This is a genomic window from Actinotalea endophytica (genome assembly GCF_025717005.1).
Taxonomy (GTDB): domain Bacteria; phylum Actinomycetota; class Actinomycetes; order Actinomycetales; family Cellulomonadaceae; genus Actinotalea.
In genome coordinates this window covers 15564-33923 of the sequence record NZ_JAOVZU010000002.1, presented here as the reverse complement: position 1 = coordinate 33923, position 18360 = coordinate 15564, and the positions used below count along the sequence as shown (strand labels likewise).

Here is an 18360-nt window from a genome sequence, read left to right as displayed (position 1 = left end):
CGAGGTGCGGCATGACTGCGGTGACGGTGCGTCCGGCCGAGCATGCCGACCGTGCCGCCAGGGCAGCGGCTGCACGCGCCGTGCTGGCCAGTGCCGAGGAGCGCACCGGTACGCGTCGCAAGCCGTGGCGTTCCGGCGAGGTCCGCAGGTCCGCCGACGACCACACGGTGCTGCCGATCGCCCCGGCGTTGGCACCGCTGCTGCCCGGCGGGCTGACCCGTGGCGCCACCGTGACCGTGACCGGGTCGACCTCCCTCGTCCTGACGATGCTCGGCGCCGCCTCCGCTGCCGGCAGCTGGGTCGCCGTGGTCGGCATGCCTGCGGTCGGCATGCTCGCTGCCCACCAGCTCGGGCTCGCGCTGGACCGTGTGGTCCTGGTGCCGGACCCCGGTCCGGACGGGCCACGCGTGATCGCGGCGCTCGTGGACGGCGTGGATGCGGTGGTCGTCGGTGATGTCGCGCTCGCCGACGCCGACCGGCGTCGGCTCAGCGCACGGGCCAGGGAACGGTCCGCGGTCCTGGTCGCCACGACCCCGTGGCCAGGAGCCTCGGTGCAGCTCACCGTCGAGAGGACCCGATGGTCGGGGGTCGGGCGCGGGAACGGGCGGCTGCGTGACCGGGTGCTCACGGTGAGCCGGGCCGGCCGGGGCTCGGCGGCGCGCGGGTGGCGGGGTGAGGTGCGGCTGCACGGCGGTGAGGTCGACACCGTCCCGCACGGCGGTGTGCGCGACGGTGTCGTGGTCGGGCTGGAGCGGGTCGGATGACTGCGACCGAGACCCCGTCGCCGGGTGGCCCGCCGAGTCTGGACCTGCCGGCCGGCACGTCGCGGCCACGACGGACCGCAGCGCTGTGGGTACCGGACTGGCCGGTGATCGCCGCGATGCAGGTCGAGCAGGTGCCCGCACACCTGCCGGCAGCCGTGCACGACGGGCACCGCCTGGTCGCCGCCTCCGCACCGGCCCGACGTCTGGGGGTGCGGCGCGGCATGCGACGCAGGGCCGCGCAGCAGGTGTGCCCCGACCTCGTCCTGCTGCCCGCCGACCCCGGGCGGGACGTGCGCGAGTTCGAGCCCGTGGTCCTCGCCGCCGAGACGGTGGTCGCCGGGCTCGAGGTCACCCGGCCGGGTCTCGTGCTGCTGCCTGCTGCGGGCGCCGGGCGGTACCACGGCTCGGAGCAGGCGCTCGCGCAGCTGCTTGTCGAGGCGGTGGCCGAGGCCGGGTGCGAGGCTCAGGTGGGCATGGCCGACGGTGTGGGGGCCGCGGTGATCGCCGCCCGGGCGCACGCCATGGTGCCCTCCGGGGGTACGGCGTCGTTCCTCGCCGGGCGGGGTGTCGGCGAGCTGCGTCACGTGGTGGCACCCGACGGTGTCGCCGAGGTCGACGAGCTCGTCGACCTGTTGGTCCGGCTCGGTGTGCGCACCCTGGGAGACCTGGCAGCCCTGCCTCGGCGTGACGTGCTCGCCCGGTTCGGGCCGTGGGGGCAGTGGGCGCACCAGGTCGCCTCGGGGCAGGACGACCGCCCCACCGCGTTGCGCCGTCCCGAGGCCGACGTCGCGGTCGACCTCGACCTCGACCCGCCGGTGGAGACCGTCGAGCAGGCGGCGTTCGTGGCCCGACGGCTCGCCGGTCGGCTGCACACCGTGATGGTCGAGGCCGGAGCCGGGTGCGGACGGGTCCAGATCTCCGCGACCACGGCCGAGGGCAACGAGCTCGTGCGCACCTGGCGCACCGACACCGCGCTCGGCGGGCTGTCGGTGGCCAGGTTGACCGACCGGGTGCGTTGGCAGCTCGACGGCTGGTTGACCGCCCAGCAGCTGCGCAGGGGCGACGGCGACCCGCCGCCGGCACCGCTGACCAGGCTCGCGCTGCGGGCCGAGGAGGTCGTCGCGGTCGGCGCCGAGCAGGGCCGGCTGTGGGGCCAGGCGGCCGGGTCGGACCTCCGCGCACATCGGGCGGTGCATCGCGTCCAGGGTCTGCTCGGTGCCGAGGCAGTGCTGTCCGCCCGGGTCCAGGGCGGGCGCGAGGTGCGGGACCAGGTCCAGCTGGTGCCCTGGGGCGACGCCGTGCCACCGGGGCGTCGGGCGGATGCACCCTGGCCCGGCAGGCTGCCGCCGCCGGCCCCCGCCACGGTGCTCCCGGTACCGCAGCCGGTCCAGCTGTGCGGGACCGACGGCCGGCGGGTCGAGATCGACGCCCGGCTGATCATGAGCGCCGACCCGGCGACGGTGTGGTGGCCGGACGGCACCTCGCAGACCTCGGTCACCGGATGGGCGGGACCGTGGCCGGTGGTGCAGCGGTGGTGGTCGAACGACCCTCGGCGAGCGGTGTACCTGCAGGTCACCCTGGCGGACGGCCGTGCTGTGCTGCTGGCCCTGCGCGACGGGGTCTGGTCGCTCGAGGCGCGCTATGACTGACCTGCCCATGTCCGGTGAGCGGCCCCTGACCGGCGCGCGACCCGCGTCTCCGCCGCGGTACGCCGAGCTGCATGCGCACTCCGCGTTCAGCTTCCTCGACGGCGCGAGCCAGCCCGAGGACCTGGTCGCCGAGGCGGCTCGGCTGGGTCTGTCCGGCCTCGCCCTGACCGACCACGACGGCCTGTACGGCGTGGTGCGGTTCGCTCAGGCGGCGCGTGACGTCGGCCTGCCCACGGTGTTCGGTGCCGAGCTGCACCTGGCCACCGTGGACGGTGTGCTGGACGAGCCGACCGGCACACCGGACCCGCGTGCGACCCACCTGCTGGTGCTGGCCCGTGGTCCTGACGGGTACCGGTCGTTGTCCTCGGCGATCGCCGACGGGCACCTCGTCACCGGTGCCAAGGGGGTGGCGCGCTACCGGCTCGAGGAGCTCGCGGCCGCCGCCGACGGTCAGTGGCTCGTGCTGACCGGGTGTCGCAAGGGCGCGGTGCGTCAGGCGTTGGAGGGCACCGGGCGGGCCAGACGGACGTACCGGGACGGTTCGCGCCTCGACCTCGACGCCGCACGGGCCGAGCTGGACCGGCTGGTCACACTGTTCGGCTCGGACAACGTCGCCGTCGAGCTGACCGACAACGCCGACCCCTGGGACACCGAGCGCAACGACGCCCTCGCCGCGCTCGCGGTCGACGCAGGGCTGCCGGTGGTCGCGACCACCAACGCGCACCACGCCGGGCCGGCCGACGCCGACCTCGCCGCGGCGCTGGCCGCGGTGCGGGCCAGGTCGAGCATGGAGGAGGTGGACGGCTGGTTGCCCGGGGGGACCGGGCGGCACCTGCGCTCGGCCGCCGAGATGCTCGACCGGCACCGGCGGCACCCGCAGGCCGTCGTGACGGCCGCGGCCCTCGCCGACGAGTGCGCCTTCGACCTGGCGCTGGTCGCGCCGAGCCTTCCGCCCTACCCGGTGCCGCCCGGGCACGACGAGGCCAGCTGGCTGCGGGAGCTCGTCCGGCGTGGTGCCCTGGAACGGTACGGGCCGCCGGACGCCGAGCGGGTCCCTGGCGCGTGGGCTCAGCTCGCGCACGAGCTGGACGTCATCGAGGTGCTCGGCTTCCCGGGGTACTTCCTGATCGTCCACGACCTGACCGACTTCTGCCGGCAGCGCGGGATCCTGTGCCAGGGCCGCGGCTCGGCCGCCAACTCGGCGGTCTGCTACGCGCTCGGGGTCACCGCGGTGGATGCGGTGCGCCACGGCCTGCTGTTCGAGCGTTTCCTCGCCCCGGAGCGCGACGGGCCTCCGGACATCGACGTGGACATCGAGTCCACCCGGCGCGAGGAGGTCATCCAGTACGTCTACGAGCGGTTCGGTCGACGGCACGCGGCGCAGGTCGCCAACGTGATCTCCTACCGGCCGCGGTCAGCGGTGCGCGACGCCGCCCGGGCGCTGGGCTACGACGTCGGCCAGCAGGACGCCTGGAGCAAGTCGGTGGAGCGCTGGGGCTCGCTCAAAGGCCCGGAGCCGGCCAGCAGCTGGTGGACCATGCACAAGTCCGGCCCGGTCGGCCCGCCGGCGGTGGACGGGTTGCCGTCCTGGTTCGGCCCGCACGGCACCTACGGCAAGCCGGAGCAACCACAGCGTGCCGCGCCGGCGGGCCGCCCCGACCGCCCGCACGTCGACCACACCGGACCTCCCCCCGGGAGCGGCCCGGACGTCACCGGTGTGGGACGCGCGATCGGCCGCAGCGAGGCGACCTGGACCCCGACGCTCGGGCACCCGGGCTCCCGGGAGGCCCCGCCGGGCACCGTCACCGACGACGGCCACGACGTCGTCCCGCCGCACCGGCCCCCGGCGGCCACCGAGGAAGGGCTCATCCCGGCCGACGTCATCGATCTCGCCGAACGGTTCCTGAGGCTGCCGCGGCACCTCGGCATCCACTCCGGCGGGATGGTCATGTGCGACCGGCCGGTCATCGAGGTCTGCCCGGTGGAGTGGGCACGGATGCCCGGCCGGACGGTGCTGCAGTGGGACAAGGAGGACTGCGCCGACGCCGGGCTGGTGAAGTTCGACCTGCTCGGGCTCGGCATGCTGTCCGCGCTGCGGATCGCGTTCGAGCTGATCGCCGAGCACGAGGACGTCGAGCTCGGCCTGCACACCTTGCCGCAGGAGGACCCGGCGGTCTACGACCTGCTGTGCGCCGCGGACACCGTCGGCGTGTTCCAGGTCGAGTCCCGCGCGCAGATGGCCACCCTGCCGCGGCTGCGACCACGGAGGTTCTACGACATCGTCGTCGAGGTCGCGCTGATCCGGCCGGGCCCGATCCAGGGCGGGTCGGTGCACCCCTACATCGACCGGGTCAGGGGACGACAGCCGGTGACCTATCTGCACCCGCTGCTCGAGTCGTCGCTGGCCAAGACCAAGGGCGTGCCGCTGTTCCAGGAGCAGCTCATGCAGATGGCGATCGACGTCGCCGGGTTCACCGGTGCCGAGGCCGACCAGCTGCGGCGCGCGATGGGGTCCAAGCGCTCGATGGAACGGATGGACGCGCTGCGGGCGCGACTGATGGACGGGATGGCCGAACGCGGTGTCGGCCCGGACGTTCGAGAGCAGATCTTCGACAAGCTCAAGGCGTTCGCGGACTTCGGTTTCCCCGAGTCGCACGCGTACTCGTTCGCCTACCTGGTCTATGCGAGCTCGTGGTTGAAGATGCACCACCCGGCAGCGTTCTTCGCCGGGCTGCTCGCCGCCCAGCCGATGGGCTTCTACTCACCGCAGTCCCTGGTGGCAGACGCACGCCGGCACGGTGTGCCGGTGCTGCGGCCCGACGTGCAGCACTCGGACGTGCAGGCGGGGCTGGAACGGTGCGCCGAGCGCAGCGACACCGACGGTCGCTGGACGCCGGCGCCGGACCAGCCGCCCTGTACCGAGGTCCGCCCCGGGCAGGTCTCCCTCGTGGTGGACGGCACGCTCGCCGTGCGGCTCGGGCTGGCATCCGTGCGGGGGATGGGTACCGACGTGTCCCAGGCTCTGGTCGACGAGCGCGGCACCGGAGGTCCGTTCGCCGACCTGCGCGACCTGGTGCGCCGGGTGCGGCTGTCCACCGCCCAGCTCGAGGCGCTGGCCACGGCGGGAGCGCTGTCCTGCTTCGGGGTCGAGCGACGCGAAGGGCTGTGGGCTGCCGGCGCTCTGGCGCAGGAGGGTCCGGACACCCTGCCGGGGGTCTCGGTCGGGGTCGAGGCGCCGATGCTTCCGGGCATGGACGAGGTCGAGGTCGCGATGGCCGACGTGTGGGCCACCGGGGTGTCGGTGGACTCCTACCCGACGCAGTACGTGCGCAACGGGCTGACCGATGCCGGGGTGCTCACCGTGGCCGACGCGCACCGCCACGAGCCCGGTCGCCGGGTCGCCGTCGCGGGCGTGGTGACCCACCGCCAGCGGCCAGGCACTGCGGGCGGCGTGACGTTCCTGTCGTTGGAGGACGAGACCGGCCTGCTCAACGTGATCTGCACCGCCGGCGTGTGGCAACGGTTCCGCACGGCCGCACGCACCTCGGCTGCACTGGTGGTGCGTGGTCGCCTGGAACGGGCCGACGGCGCGACGAACCTGCTCGCCGAGCACATGTCGGCGCTGTCGCTGCGCATCCCGAGCACGTCACGCGACTACCGCTGAACCCTGCGCGCGTCGCCCGCCTCGCACCCGGCGACCGGCCGACTGCCGGGTGGGGTCAGTCGTCTTCGGCGTTCTCGTCCTGGTCGTCGTCGGTGTCGTCCTCGCCAGGTGGTCCGGCTGTCGCTGCGTCGAGCTCGGCCAGCGTGATCGGTGGGTCGACATGGCGGAGCCGGGCGAACACCGCCCAGGCGACCGCGACGAGTGGCACGGCGATCACCGCTCCGAGGATGCCCGCGACCAAGGTGCCGGCGGTGACCGAGAGCGCGACGGCGACCGGGTGCAGCGACACCTGCTTGCCCATGATCAGCGGCTGCAGGACGTGCCCCTCGAGCTGGCCGATGCCGGCGATCACCAGACCCACGATCAGCGCGGTGATCGGCCCGTTGGCGGCGAGCGCCACGATCATCGCGATCACCATGGCCAGCGGGGCGCCGATCAGCGGGATGAAGGCACCGATGAACACGAGCACGGCAAGCGGCGCCGCCAGCGGCACGCGCAGGATCAGTAGTGCGATGCCGGCGAGGAACCCGTCGGACGCGGCGACCAGGAACGTTCCTCTGGTGTACCCGGAGAACGTGTCCCACGCGACGCGGCCACCGCTGTGCCACGGCACGCGCATGCTGGCCGGCAGCTGGTTCAGGAACCAGGTCCACATCTCGGTGCCCCGGATCAGGAAGAACACCGTGAGGAAGATCGCCAGTGCCAGCGCGGCGAACACCTCCGCGACCGAACCCGCACTGGTCAGAGCCGTGCTCGCGACCTGACCGGAGTTGTCCTGCACCCACTGCTGGGCCTGGGTGAGCCACTGCTCGAAGTCGGCGCTGGTGATCGTGAGGTGGAGCGGAGACGCCGCGAGGTAGTCGAAGATCGTCTGGATGCCGTCGCTGAACTGCTGGCCGAGCTTGTTCCACTGCCCGGCGACGGAGAACCCGATGTAGGTGAACAGGCCGGCGACCACGGCGAACGCCAGGATGATCGACAGGGTCGTGGCCAGCCCGCGGGGGATCCAGCGGCTCAGCGCGCCGACCAGGGGACGCAGCACCGCGGTGAAGACCAGCGCGAGGAAGACGGCGATGAACAGCAGCAGCACCCGGGTCGTCGCGTAGAACGCCAGAGCCACGGCGGCGATCACGATGATGATCCGCCAGGACCATGCGGCCGCCGCCCGCAGCCACAACGGCGCGACCTCGGTGGGCGCGTTGCGACGCGAACCCGCGACGCGTCCGATCACGCGGCTGCCGCCCGGGAGCTGGGCCGACGGGTGAGGGCGTTCGGCTCCGCCGGACTGGTCGTGCTCGGACACCGCACCTCCCCGCGCACCCGACCGGTGGCGGGCGCCATGCTCGCCAGTCTGCCGCAGGGGTGGCGTCCTGGCCTCCCGCCACTCCGTGTTATCTTTATCGCCGCGCTCGGCCCCTCGACACGAGGAGTCGGGTCCACCTCGTCCGGGTGGCGGAATGGCAGACGCGCTAGCTTGAGGTGCTAGTGCCCGTATAGGGCGTGGGGGTTCAAGTCCCCCTCCGGACACTCGTTGAGACAGCGAGCCGACGGGCCGTGACCTGCAGAGATGTGGGTCACGGCCCGTCGTGCGTCCGGGGCGATGACCGATCACACCGAGGTCGACCGGGCAACGTGGACCGTCGCGTAGATCGACGGGCGCCCGCGGGTGACGCCTAGCGTCGTTGCGCATCGAGCCGATAGCGGCGGTGCAGGCCGGCTCGGGCGGCGCGGAGGGTGCCGTCGGCCTCGGCGCGCCGGTTGTCCCACACGTCGAGCAGGTCCTCGGTGGCGAAATCGTCGTGCAGGGCGCGGAGCACCTCCAGGCGCAGCTCGGCGAGCCGTACGTCCTCGGCGGTGAGGTCGGTGGCCACCGGGTCGGCGCCTGCGGCGACCAGCGCCGCGCCGACGGGGGTCCGCTGCGGGTCGAGCGTCGATCGGTCGAACTCATCCTCGGGGATCCACGGCAGCCGGCCGTGGCTGTGCAGGAACGACATCCGTCCCCCCGGCCGCAGCGCTGTGAGCAACCGGGCTGCCAGGTCGGGCAGGTCGTCGGCGAAGTAGAGGCTGTCGATCGCCATCACGGCATCGAGGCTCGCCGGCTCGGGCCGGAGGGTGTTCAGATCGGCGCAGACGAACTCCAGCGCGGGGCGGTCGGCGGTCCTGGCCTTGGCGGCCGCGATCGCCAGGGGCGACAAGTCCACACCCGTCACCGCCGCGCCCGTCCGCACGGCGACGCGCTCGCTGATCTGTCCGGTCCCGCAGCCCAGGTCCAGGACGCGGTGCCCGGCGCGCGGCCGGAGTGCTTCGATCAGGTCGTCGATCTGCGCGAGGTCGGCGAACCCGTGCTGGCCCAGGTCGCCCCCGAGGCTCAGCTCGCAGAGCCGTCGGTAGGCCGGCGAGGTCGGCACGCGCTCGTAGAAGCGACGGTAGAAGTCCTGCATCGCGGGCTCGCCCGATCGCTCCGGCACATCTCAGTGATGCCCGACCCGCGCCGAGGGAGCGAGAGCCGTTGGTCCCGGCCCGGAGACATCGCGTCAACGGCCAGCTCCCACGCGCTCGCCGTGTCAGGATCGGCGCCATGGCCACGTGGGCGCAGTTCGCACGGCAGGCACCAGATGTGGCGGAGGTGGCGACCTCCCTGCTCACCGTCCCGGGAACCGGCTTCGGCTACCTCGCCACGGTCGATCGCGGCGGCGCACCGAGGATCCACCCGATCATGCCGGTCTGGGCCGTCGGCTCGATGTTCGCCTTCATCGAACCGTCACCCAAGCTGAAGGACCTCGAACGTGACGGACGCTACGCGTTGCACTCGACCGGGTCGGAGGACGTTGACGACGAGCTGATGGTCGTCGGCCGCGCCCGGATCAGCGCGGACGTCGCGCTGCGGGACGAGGTCGCCGCCGCCTGCCCCTTCATCCCGGGGCCGGACACCGTTCTCGTCGAGCTCCTGCTGGACCGGGTGATGTGGGCGAACTACGAACCGCGCGGGGTCTTCCCGCCGCGCTACACGGTCTGGCGAGACAAGGTGGCGCCGGAGCCGTGACGCCGAGCGGCCCGTCGGCAGGTGCCCGTTGTCAGGAGGCGACTCCTCCGCGTCAGCGCGAGCGCCGGGCCATACCGGAACTTCCGCGACACGCGATCCGGCGCCCGGACGTCCCCGCTCGCGGGCTCGGCGTCCATGAAGCCGAGGGCGTGCGGCCGGGTCGTCGCCGGTGACGCCTGGCGACTCAGGCCTCGGGTGAGGGTGTCACGGTGTTGTCGGCGAGCCGCACGATGGCGACCGGGTTCAGGATGAGGACCTGATCGGCACCGCCGTGCATCCCGGAGACGAGGTCGGCGCCGTGGACGCTCGTGACGGAGGGATCGCCGAGGTCGGTCACCTGGTCGAGGCTGTCGACCGGGAACACCACCGGCAGCGCGTTGCGGATCGTGACGAGCGGGCAGGCGGCGCCGGCCTGGGTCGCCACACCCGCCAGGGCAGGTCGCACGTCGACGGGGCGCAGGGTGGTGGGTGCGGCCAGGGGGCCACCGGCCCACGGCATCGCCGGCAGGACGGCGGCGATGGCCGTGGTCGGGAGCGCGTAGCGGGTGCCTTCGAGGGTGAATGTCAGGTGCGGGGTCATCGAAGCCTCACAGGTGGTCGGAGGGTCGAGGAGGGGGCCGGTGGGTCGTCCCTCGGGACGAACCCGCCGAGCGGTCGCCGGCCGGCGTCGAAGTGGGATCCGGGGATCGTGGTGGGCCGCAAGGGTGCGTACGGGGCGACGGCCGGATCTCGGTCCGCGCGTCCTCGGCTGTACCCGAGGCGCCGCTGGTACCGGGAGCTCGATGCTAGCTCCTCACGGGTCCGGTTGGGCATCCGCCGGCACGCACTGCCGACACCGATGTGACGAGACTCACCTCCCGGGTCAGGCAGCATCTCGGCGTCGAGGTCCCACGCGCGCCGTGCTGAACGAGAGGACCATGGGGCTACGTCTGGAGAGCCGGGCGTGAGGGCAGGTCAAAGGAGACGGTCCCTTGCTGGACGTGAGTGCACCCCGTCACGACGCGGTTCTGCGCTGGCTGGCTCGTGTGGCGGTGCTCGGTCTCGGCGCCGACGAGGCGTGTGTCCTCGGCTTCGATGCCGACGGTGGTCCCCGCCTGGTGCACTGCACCGGGCCCCGTGCTCGGGAGGCCGAGCAGTGGCAGGAGCAGGCATGCCGGGGCCCGGCCGTGACCGCCGCGGCCTACGGCCAGGTCCTCACCGTCCCCGACTGGCACGTCGACCGCCGTGATCCCGGGGTGCGCGTCCGTGCCCTGCTGGGTGGCCTGCGGTCGGTGACGGCCGTGCCGATCGGCGCGCAGGGACGCGTCGAGTCGGTGATCGACCTGTGGTGGCAGCGCCCGGCGGCGCTGACGGCCGCTCAGCAGGCCGCGATCGCTCACCTCCGTAGCACCGCGGGTGCCGAGCTGGAGATCTCCGCTCAGCGCGACGCCGCCGACCGGGCACGGGAGGGCCTGGAGTCCGGGGCGATCCGCGTCGACCGATGACAGGAGCGGGCCGGGTTCACGTGCGCCAGCCGGCCGCCCGTTGACGATGGTCGTCGAGCAGCCAGACGGCCCGCTCCACGGTCGTCCGGAGCTGGGTGGCTGCGGCGTCACGCGACCGCTCCGCTTCGGTCGCCGTGGTGGTGATCGCGTCGGTCGCGCGTCCGACGCCGGCTCCGACCGACCGGAGCTCGTGGACGAGGCCGAGCGTGCTCTGCTGGACCGTGGTGGCGAGGCTGCCGACCGCGTGCTCGAGGCTCGTGAACCCTTGGACGACAGCCGCGGTCGTGCGCCGCTGCTCCCAGATCTGGGCGTACACGGGGTCCTTCTGCGCGCGGTAGGCCAGGGTGCGCAGGGCAGCGGCCACCGGTTCGGCCGCCCCGGTGGCCTCGGCGGCGACCAGAGTCACCGGGAAGGGTGCGACGACGTCGGGGGAGCCGCCCCCGGCCAGGTAGGACTGTCTGGTCCTGGCATGGTCGTCAGCGCACGTCTGGATCGTGCGCAGGGCTGCGTTGTACGTGCCCAGCAGGACGAACGCTCGCTCGATCGCCGACCAGAACGGCGAGTAGGCACCTTCGCGGAAGTGCTCGAGGGCTTCGTCGTGCAGGTCCGCCGCCTGGGTGAGGGTCGTGGGAAGGCCGGTGAACTCACGTTCGGCCCGAGCGGCGTACCCGGAGATCCGCTCCTCGAGCTGACGTCGCTGCTCCGCGTGCCGCTCACGCTCCAGGCGTCCGGCCGCCACCCGCTGCGTGTCGGCGGCAGCCCGCACCCGCGCGTCGTGCCTGGAGATCGCCACGGCACCGAGGGCGAGACCACCGATGACGCCGATCGCCTCCCACCCGAAGAGGTTGATCCAGGTGAACCCGAAGTACTCGTACTTGTCTCGCTCGATGAGGATCGGGCTCACGAATCCCCACACGATGAACACCACGAACCCGACGACCACGCCGCGCCCGGCGTAGCCCCAGATCGACGGTCGAGGTCCGCTGGCAGTCACGAGGGGCACCTCCGGCGTTCTGGCGGTTTGGCGCGAGAAGGGTATCGGTGTCCAAGATCGATCACGCACGGTGTCCGTCCTCTGCGGCACTGCCGGCCGAGAACGGACGCCGCCCCGGTGCACCGTCCGCGCGGCCGAGCGGCCTACGGCACGGTGAGCACCAGGGTGCCCGCCACACTCCCGCTCTCGAGCCGGGCGTAGGCGTCCCGTGCCCGGCGCAGCGGGTAGGTCCCGGCGACCAGAGGCTCGATCTGCCGCCGGCCGAGCAGCTCGAACAGCGTGGCCCAGTCCTCCTTGAACGAGGTGACGCCTTCGCGGTGGGTGCCGTAGCCGATGATCCTCTTGCCGTTCGGCGTGACGTTCGTGGCGACGAGCCGGCCGATCAGGACAGCCAGGGCGCCGAGGCCCTGCGGGGCGCCGTAGGCGACGAGCCTGCCGCCTCGTCGTAGCGCGGCCAGACCGTCGCTCAGGTACTCCGGGCCCATGCCGTTGACCACGAGGTCCACGCCGTCGGGCTCGTGCCGGCGGACGGCAGCGACCAGGTCGCCGGAACGGTAGTCGATCGGCGTGGCGCCGTAGCCGGCCACGACCGGGTGCTTGCGGGGCGACGCGGTGCCGTAGGCGCGTAGGCCGGCGAGTCGAGCCAGGTCGAGGAACGCGGTGCCGACTCCGCCGCTGGCTCCGATCACGAGGACCGACTGCCCGCGCTCGACGTGGGCAACGCGGTGCAGGACCTGCTGCGCGACGAGGTAGTTGAGCACCAGGGGAGCGGCCCGGACGGGATCGAGCTCATCAGGCACGGGGGCGAGCTCGCCCTGGGGGCGGTAGATCACCTCGGCGTGGCTGTCGAACTGGGTCAGGGCCGTGACCCGGTCGCCGACCGACACGTCCGTGACGCCCTCGCCGACCGCGTCCACGACGCCGATGAAGGCGTAGCCCGGCACGAACGGGGGCTTGCGCAGGAACGGGCGGTTCCCGATCCGGATCGCGACGTCGTCCTGGCACACCGGTGCTGTGATCACGCGGATCCGGGCCTCGCCGGGCTCGGGGTCGCGCAGCGGCCGGTCGAGCACTGCCACGGCGTCGAGGCCTCCCCGGTGGGTCACCGTGACGCTGGTGTACGTGGTCATGGGGTTCTGCTCCTTCGCGGGGTGGGTCGCGTGCGCTCAGCGGACCGGGGCCGGCACCAGCACGGCGGCGACGACGGTGGTCGCGAGGACCGCGAACGGCAGGATCCGGTGCGCCACGAGGACCGCAGCCGGCGGGCTGGACAGTGCGCTGAGCAGTCCGCCGGTGGCGACCGCGAGCACCACGGCGACGGCCACCACCACGAGCACGGCCCAGGTGGTGCCGGGCAGGCCGGTGTCGAGGTGGGCCGCGCGGGCGCGCAGCACGACCGCGGCGATCAGCAGCAGCACTCCGACCTTGTGCAGGTTGATCAGCAGCGATCCGTACGACGGCGCCGAGCGCATCAGCAGCAGACCGGTCACGGCCATGATCGCGAAGGCGACGACGAGGGCGGGGGTGGCGGTGAGGTGGGTCACGGCTTGCTCCTTGGTCATGGCACCACCGTAGGTCGCACTCTGTCAGATGTCAATGACTGCCAAAAACAGGTGAGCGCCGTATGGCGGTGTCTGTCCGCACGCGCTACGCTGTCCGGCATGGACGCCACCGAGTCGCTGCGGGACCGCAAGAAGCTCCGTACCCGCGAACAGCTCGTCGCCGCCGCGACCGAGCTGTTCGCCGAGCGCGGCTACGACGCGGTCACCGTCGGTGAGATCGCCGAGCGCGCCTGGGTCTCGGAGCGCACGTTCTTCCGCTACTTCGGCGCGAAGGAGGACGTCCTGTGGCCGGACAGCGGCGAGCAGCTCGCGCTCTTCGCGGCCACGATCGAGGCGCGGCCCGCCGTGGAGCACCCGCTGGAGTCGGTCCGCAACGCGATGATCGAGCTCGGCCGTGCGCTCGGGATGGACGCCACCGCGGCCCTGACCCGGGCGCGGATCGTCGCCGCGACGCCGTCGCTGGTCGCGCGCGACATGCTCGAGTACTCCCGCTGGGAGGGCGCGGTCCGCGACGCCGTGCGTCGGCGCACCGGAGCGGACGAGCGCGACCTCGCGCCCGAGATGACGGCCGTGGTCGCGGGCGGCGCCCTGCGCGTCTCCTTCGAACGCTGGGTCGCCGACGGCGCCCGGGGCGACCTCGCCGAGATGATCGGGGGCGCGTTCGCGGCCGTGGAGGGTGCGATCCGCGACTGACCTGCGCGGGGGAGCTAGCCCAGGCGTGCCACGGTCGAGCCGCGGATCACGAGACGCGGTGGCGTCAGCTCGATGCCGGTACCGATGTCCTCGCCGTCGAGCGCGGCGAACACCCGCTCGGCGGCCGTGCGGCCCAGCTGCTTGAGGTTGGCGTCGATGCTCGAGAGCTGCGGGCGCGCGTTGGTGGTCAGCACGAGCCAGTTGTCGAAGCCCATGACGGCCACGTCGTGCGGGACCGACCGGCCGATGTCACGCAGGTGGTCCAGGACGCCGCGGGAGATCTGGTCGGACCCGCACAGGACCGCGTCGATCTCCGGGTGCTGCGCGAGCATCGCCGCGGCCGCGTCCCGCCCCCAGGTCTCCGACCAGTCACCGAACATCACGTCGCCGACCGGGGTCAGCCCGGCGGCCTTGAACGCCTGGTTGGCGCCCGTGACGCGGTCGCGGGCCGCCGCGTAGCTCCGGTCGCCGGAGATCTGGGCGATGCGCGTGCGGCCGAGGCTGATCAGGTGCTCGGCCGCCATCCGGCCCGCCTCGACGTTGTCCGGCGTGATCGACAGATCCGTCTCGTCGTCGGACGGGGCGTAGGCGTACACCACGGGTACGCCGAGGTCGTGCCCGAGCGACGGGCGGGGGTCCGTCTGCCGGCCCACCACGATCAGGCCGTCGATGCGTCGGCTCAGCAGCGCGCGCAGGTGGTGCTGCTCGCGGATCTCGTCGCCGCGCGCATCGCACAGGAACGCGTTCACCTGGCCGGCGCCGAAGGCGTCCTCCGCCCCCATGAGGATCGGGATGACGAACCGGCCCTCGAGGTCGCTGGTCAGCAGTCCGACGGTGCCGGTGCGGCCGGCGAAGAGACCCTTGGCCAGCTGGTTCGGGCTGAACGCCAGTCGCTCCGCCGCGTCGATCACCCGCTGGCGGGTGGCCGGGGCCACCTCGTCGCGGCCGTTCAGGGCCTTCGACGCGGTCGCTGGGGAGACCCCGGCGAGCCGAGCGACATCGCTGAGAGTGGTCGGCCGAGCGATCTTCCGAGCGCGCATGGGTCTCCTCTTCCGGTAGGCACTCTAGCGTGAAGGGTGTTGACGAGCGAGCCGAGATCAAGTAGTTTCCGAAACGGGTTTCGAGATGCCGGGCGAGGTTGCCGCGACATCAAAGCGAGATCTCATGGTGCAGGTCACAGCGTTAATGGCGACCAAGGTGATCGATGTTCTGGCCATGGCTGCCGGGCAGTGACGAAGCAGGGTCCGGAATTCGTTTCGGAGGGGCGACGGTCAGCCGAAGGCGGCGTGGCGGGCCCCTCGACGTGAGGAGTCGGTATGAAGACCAGGCTTGGCAGGGTTGGGCGCCGGGCCGTGACCGGGCTCGCGGCCGCGAGTCTCGCGCTCGGCATGGCGGCGTGCGGTGGCGGTTCGTCCGGCGGCAGTGATGCGGCGAGTGCCGGGCCCGAGGGAGTGGACGACGGCACCGAGCTGACGCTGTGGACGCGGGCGCCGCTCGAGAAGCAGGCGAACCTGCTGGTGGACGCCTACAACGCGAGCCACCAGAACCAGGTCACGCTCACCGTCGTGCCGAACGACGACTACGTGGCCAAGGTCGGCGCCGCAGCGGGGTCGAACGGTCTGCCGGACCTGTTCGCGGCCGACATCGTGTACGTGCCGAACTGGGTCGAGCAGGGTCTGTTCCAGGACCTGACGACCAACATCGACGGGCTGTCCTTCAAGGACCAGATCAACAAGGGCCACCTCTCGGCCGGCACCTTGGACGGCAAGGAGTACGTGCTGCCGTTCGTGCTCGACCTGTCCATGCTCTTCTGGAACAAGGACCTCTACGCCGAGGCCGGGCTCGACCCCGAGCAGCCCCCGACGACCCTCGAGGAGTACGCGGCCGACGCCAAGGCGATCCAGGCGATGAACAAGCCCGACGTCTACGGCACCGCGACCGGCCTCAACTGCGGCGGGTGCCTGGTGTTCACCTGGTTCCCCAGCGTCTGGGCCGCCGGCGGCGACGTCATGAACGCCGACGGCACGGAGGCGCTGTTCGCCGAGTCGCCGAGCACCGAGGTCTTCAGCATCTGGCGTGACCTGTGGGACTCCGGCGCCGTGCTGCCGTCCTCCAAGGACGAGGCCGGCCCGACCTGGACCGCGGGCTTCACCGAGGGCAAGGTCGGCCTGATGTTCTACCCGGCGACGCTGCTGTCCTCGACCACCGGCTTCGATGTCGGCGTGGCAGGCATCCCAGGCCCGGGTGGCGGTGCCTCGACCTTCGTCGGCGGTGACGGGATCGGCGTGTCGAAGGACTCCCAGAACGCCGCTCAGGCGTGGAACTTCCTCAACTGGATGATGTCCGAGGACGCCCAGGTCGGAGTCCTGGCCAAGGACAACGACGTGGTCTCGCGGTCCGACCTGGCCGAGAACGAGTACTCGACGGCCGACCCGCGCCTGGTCACGATCAACCAGGTCGCCGGCAACGGGCAGACACCTGTCGCGCTGAACTTCCAGCAGGCCTACAACGCCACGAACAGCCCGTGGCTGACGCTCGTGCGTGACCAGATCCTGGGTGACGCGAGCACGCTCCAGGCCGACAACGACGAGGTCACCGCCGTGCTCGGTCAGTGAGCCGCAGGTCCCTCGTGCTGCCGGCAGGTGGTCCGGCAGCACGAGGGACCGGCTTCGTCAGGTGACCCCACGGCCCGAACGCGAGGAAGGTGCTCGATGACGACGACTGCTGCGCGCCGGCCGCTGATCCGCCGGGCCACGAGCCGCGGCAACCGGCGCACCGGCTGGATGTACGCCGCACCCACCGCGGCCTTCGTGTTCGTGCTGTTCGTGGTGCCGCTGCTCCTGGTGCTGCAGATGTCGGTCTCGCGATGGCCGCTGCTCTCGGGGAACCAGGGGTGGAACTTCCCCGACAACTACACGGCGGCCGTCTCGAACCGCTTCTTCGCCGACTCGGTCGTCTTCACCCTGAAGTACACCGTTCTGGCCACCGTCCTGCTCATCGGCCTCGGCCTCGCCCTGGCCCTGCTGGTCCAGGAGAGCAGCCGGTGGAAGGGCTTGCTGCGAACCGCGTTCCTGGTGCCCAGCGCCCTCGGGCTCGCGTCCGCGTCGCTGCTGTTCTACGTGCTGTACTCACCGCTGGTGGGTCCCGCCGCAGGCCTCATGGACCGGCTCGGCCTCAGCTTCCTCGGCACGCCCACCGCGGCCCTGCTGTCCACCACCTTCCTCATCGTGTGGCGGTTCGCCGGCTTCTACATGCTGCTGATGCTCGTCGGTCTGCAGGGCATCCCGGACGACGTGTTCGAGGCGGCCCGGGTGGACGGTGCGTCACGCTGGCAGACCTTCCGGCGGATCACGCTCCCGCTGCTGCGCCCGACGCTCGCGCTGACCACGGTGCTGTGCGTCACGGGTTCGCTGCTCGCGTTCGAGCAGTTCTACATCCTCACCAAGGGCGGTCCCGACAACAGCACGATCACGGTGGTGCAGCTCATCTACTCGGTCGCCTTCCAGGGCCAGAACGACCTCGGGGTCGCCGCGGCCCTGTCGGTCATCGTGCTGCTCGCGCTGGTCGCCCTCAACGCCGCCCAGCTGCGGGCGTTCCGCGCGCCGGACGAGGAGTGACGATGGCGACGACGCTCGGCGCGAAGGCGCCTCGAACGACGGCCCCGCGGCCTCCCGCGCCCCGCGCCCGGGTGGCCGGTGTGATCCTGCGGATGCCGTACTGGGTGTTCACCGGCGCCCTGGCACTGCTCTTCCTCTACCCGCTGCTGTGGACCGCGGTGTCCTCGGTGTCGCCGCTGCCCGGGACCAACCAGACCGACGGATGGGGCTTCGGCAACTACGTCACGCTCGCCCACTACCAGGCCGGCATCTGGCAGTACCTGCTCAACTCGGCGGTGGTCTCGCTGACCACCGTGGCGCTGACGCTGACCATCTCGCTGCTCGGCGGGTACGCCTTCGCCCGGTTCAGCTTCCCCGGCAAGGACGTGCTGTTCCTTGCGACGCTGGCGATCCTCATGGTCCCGTACGCCACCCTCCTGATCCCGCTGTACGTGCTGCTCAACCAGGTGGGTCTGCAGAACTCGCTGCTCGGCGTCGCGCTGGTGCTCACGATGTTCCAGCTGCCGTTCTCGACGTTCATGATGCGCATCTCGTTCGAGTCGGTGCCCAGACAGCTCGACGAGGCGGCCATCGTCGACGGCTGCTCGAGCTGGGGCGTCCTGTGGCGTGTGCTGCTCCCGGCCGTGCGCCCGGGCATGATCACCGTCGGTCTGTTCGCCTTCCTGGCGGCGTGGAACGACTTCATGGCGCCGCTGATCCTCATCAACGACTCGAGCAAGTTCACGCTCCCGCTCGCCGTGTCGAACCTCCGGGTCCAGGTGCAGGGGGTCGTCGACTACGGCGCGACCGAGGCGGGCGTCGTGATCCTCGCGCTGCCCTGCATCGTGCTCTTCCTCGTCCTGCAACGGCACTACGTGCGCGGCTTCCTGTCCGGCGCACTCAAGGGGTGA

16 protein-coding genes and 1 tRNA gene are annotated in these 18360 nt (G+C 72.2%); 10 read left to right on the top strand and 7 right to left on the bottom strand.

Going from position 1 to position 18360, the window contains the following annotated elements; all coding sequences use genetic code 11:
- Positions 1 to 11: 11 nt before the first annotated feature.
- The 3 genes from OEB99_RS03245 to OEB99_RS03235 are packed head-to-tail and all read left to right on the top strand — an operon-like array spanning position 12 to position 6077.
- Positions 12 to 764, top strand: a complete 753-nt coding sequence (locus tag OEB99_RS03245) for a hypothetical protein (RefSeq protein ID WP_263508311.1) — start codon at positions 12 to 14, stop codon at positions 762 to 764.
- Positions 761 to 2413 (top strand): DNA polymerase Y family protein, encoded by a 1653-nt coding sequence (locus OEB99_RS03240; RefSeq protein ID WP_263508310.1) that lies wholly within the window; start codon positions 761 to 763, stop codon positions 2411 to 2413. Before OEB99_RS03245 ends, OEB99_RS03240 begins: the two co-directional genes overlap by 4 nt.
- Entirely contained in the window at positions 2406 to 6077 is a 3672-nt protein-coding gene (locus OEB99_RS03235) for a PHP domain-containing protein (protein ID WP_411910652.1), read from the top strand. Before OEB99_RS03240 ends, OEB99_RS03235 begins: the two co-directional genes overlap by 8 nt.
- Before the next feature lie 55 nt (positions 6078 to 6132).
- On the opposite strand, the gene OEB99_RS03230 is transcribed toward OEB99_RS03235, so the two are convergent.
- Positions 6133 to 7380, bottom strand: coding sequence for an AI-2E family transporter (locus tag OEB99_RS03230; protein ID WP_263508309.1), 1248 nt, complete (start codon positions 7378 to 7380; stop codon positions 6133 to 6135).
- Positions 7381 to 7520: 140 nt separating this feature from the next.
- Between OEB99_RS03230 and OEB99_RS03225 the strand changes: the two genes are divergently transcribed.
- Positions 7521 to 7604, top strand: a tRNA-Leu gene (locus tag OEB99_RS03225).
- Positions 7605 to 7750: 146 nt separating this feature from the next.
- Here the strand turns inward: OEB99_RS03225 and OEB99_RS03220 are convergent.
- A complete protein-coding gene (locus OEB99_RS03220) occupies positions 7751 to 8545 on the bottom strand; it encodes a class I SAM-dependent methyltransferase (RefSeq protein WP_263508308.1) in 795 nt (264 codons plus the stop codon).
- Between the two features lie 110 nt (positions 8546 to 8655).
- On the opposite strand from OEB99_RS03220, the gene OEB99_RS03215 reads away from it, so the two are divergent.
- Positions 8656 to 9120: a pyridoxamine 5'-phosphate oxidase family protein gene (locus OEB99_RS03215; RefSeq protein ID WP_263508306.1), complete on the top strand. Its 465-nt coding sequence runs from the start codon at positions 8656 to 8658 to the stop codon at positions 9118 to 9120.
- A 184-nt stretch (positions 9121 to 9304) separates the two neighbouring features.
- Here the strand turns inward: OEB99_RS03215 and OEB99_RS03210 are convergent, their stop codons facing one another.
- A complete protein-coding gene (locus tag OEB99_RS03210) occupies positions 9305 to 9700 on the bottom strand; it encodes a chemotaxis protein CheW (protein ID WP_263508305.1) in 396 nt (131 codons plus the stop codon).
- 400 nt (positions 9701 to 10100) lie between these two features.
- Between OEB99_RS03210 and OEB99_RS03205 the strand changes: the two genes are divergently transcribed.
- Positions 10101 to 10604 carry a GAF domain-containing protein gene (locus OEB99_RS03205; protein WP_263508304.1) on the top strand — a complete coding sequence of 168 codons (504 nt, stop codon included), beginning with the start codon at positions 10101 to 10103 and terminating at the stop codon, positions 10602 to 10604.
- 16 nt (positions 10605 to 10620) lie between these two features.
- On the opposite strand, the gene OEB99_RS03200 is transcribed toward OEB99_RS03205, so the two are convergent.
- From OEB99_RS03200 to OEB99_RS03190, 3 genes are all read right to left on the bottom strand, one after another.
- Positions 10621 to 11598 (bottom strand): hypothetical protein, encoded by a 978-nt coding sequence (locus OEB99_RS03200; protein ID WP_263508303.1) that lies wholly within the window; start codon positions 11596 to 11598, stop codon positions 10621 to 10623.
- Between the two features lie 143 nt (positions 11599 to 11741).
- On the bottom strand, positions 11742 to 12728 hold the full coding sequence (locus tag OEB99_RS03195; RefSeq protein ID WP_263508302.1) for a zinc-binding dehydrogenase: 987 nt from the start codon (positions 12726 to 12728) through the stop codon (positions 11742 to 11744).
- Positions 12729 to 12764: 36 nt separating this feature from the next.
- The gene (locus tag OEB99_RS03190) at positions 12765 to 13160 is read right to left on the bottom strand and encodes a hypothetical protein (RefSeq protein WP_263508301.1); all 396 of its coding nucleotides are present in this window, start codon (positions 13158 to 13160) and stop codon (positions 12765 to 12767) included.
- A gap of 99 nt (positions 13161 to 13259) precedes the next feature.
- On the opposite strand from OEB99_RS03190, the gene OEB99_RS03185 reads away from it, so the two are divergent.
- Positions 13260 to 13853: an acyl-CoA-like ligand-binding transcription factor gene (locus tag OEB99_RS03185; RefSeq protein WP_263508300.1), complete on the top strand. Its 594-nt coding sequence runs from the start codon at positions 13260 to 13262 to the stop codon at positions 13851 to 13853.
- A gap of 14 nt (positions 13854 to 13867) precedes the next feature.
- On the opposite strand, the gene OEB99_RS03180 is transcribed toward OEB99_RS03185, so the two are convergent.
- Positions 13868 to 14893, bottom strand: a complete 1026-nt coding sequence (locus tag OEB99_RS03180) for a LacI family DNA-binding transcriptional regulator (protein ID WP_263508298.1) — start codon at positions 14891 to 14893, stop codon at positions 13868 to 13870.
- 276 nt (positions 14894 to 15169) lie between these two features.
- On the opposite strand from OEB99_RS03180, the gene OEB99_RS03175 reads away from it, so the two are divergent.
- From OEB99_RS03175 to OEB99_RS03165, 3 genes are all read left to right on the top strand, one after another.
- Positions 15170 to 16468 carry an ABC transporter substrate-binding protein gene (locus tag OEB99_RS03175; protein ID WP_263508295.1) on the top strand — a complete coding sequence of 433 codons (1299 nt, stop codon included), beginning with the start codon at positions 15170 to 15172 and terminating at the stop codon, positions 16466 to 16468.
- Positions 16469 to 16564: 96 nt separating this feature from the next.
- The gene (locus OEB99_RS03170; RefSeq protein WP_263508293.1) at positions 16565 to 17470 is read left to right on the top strand and encodes a carbohydrate ABC transporter permease; all 906 of its coding nucleotides are present in this window, start codon (positions 16565 to 16567) and stop codon (positions 17468 to 17470) included.
- 2 nt (positions 17471 to 17472) lie between these two features.
- Entirely contained in the window at positions 17473 to 18360 is an 888-nt protein-coding gene (locus OEB99_RS03165; protein WP_263508291.1) for a carbohydrate ABC transporter permease, read from the top strand.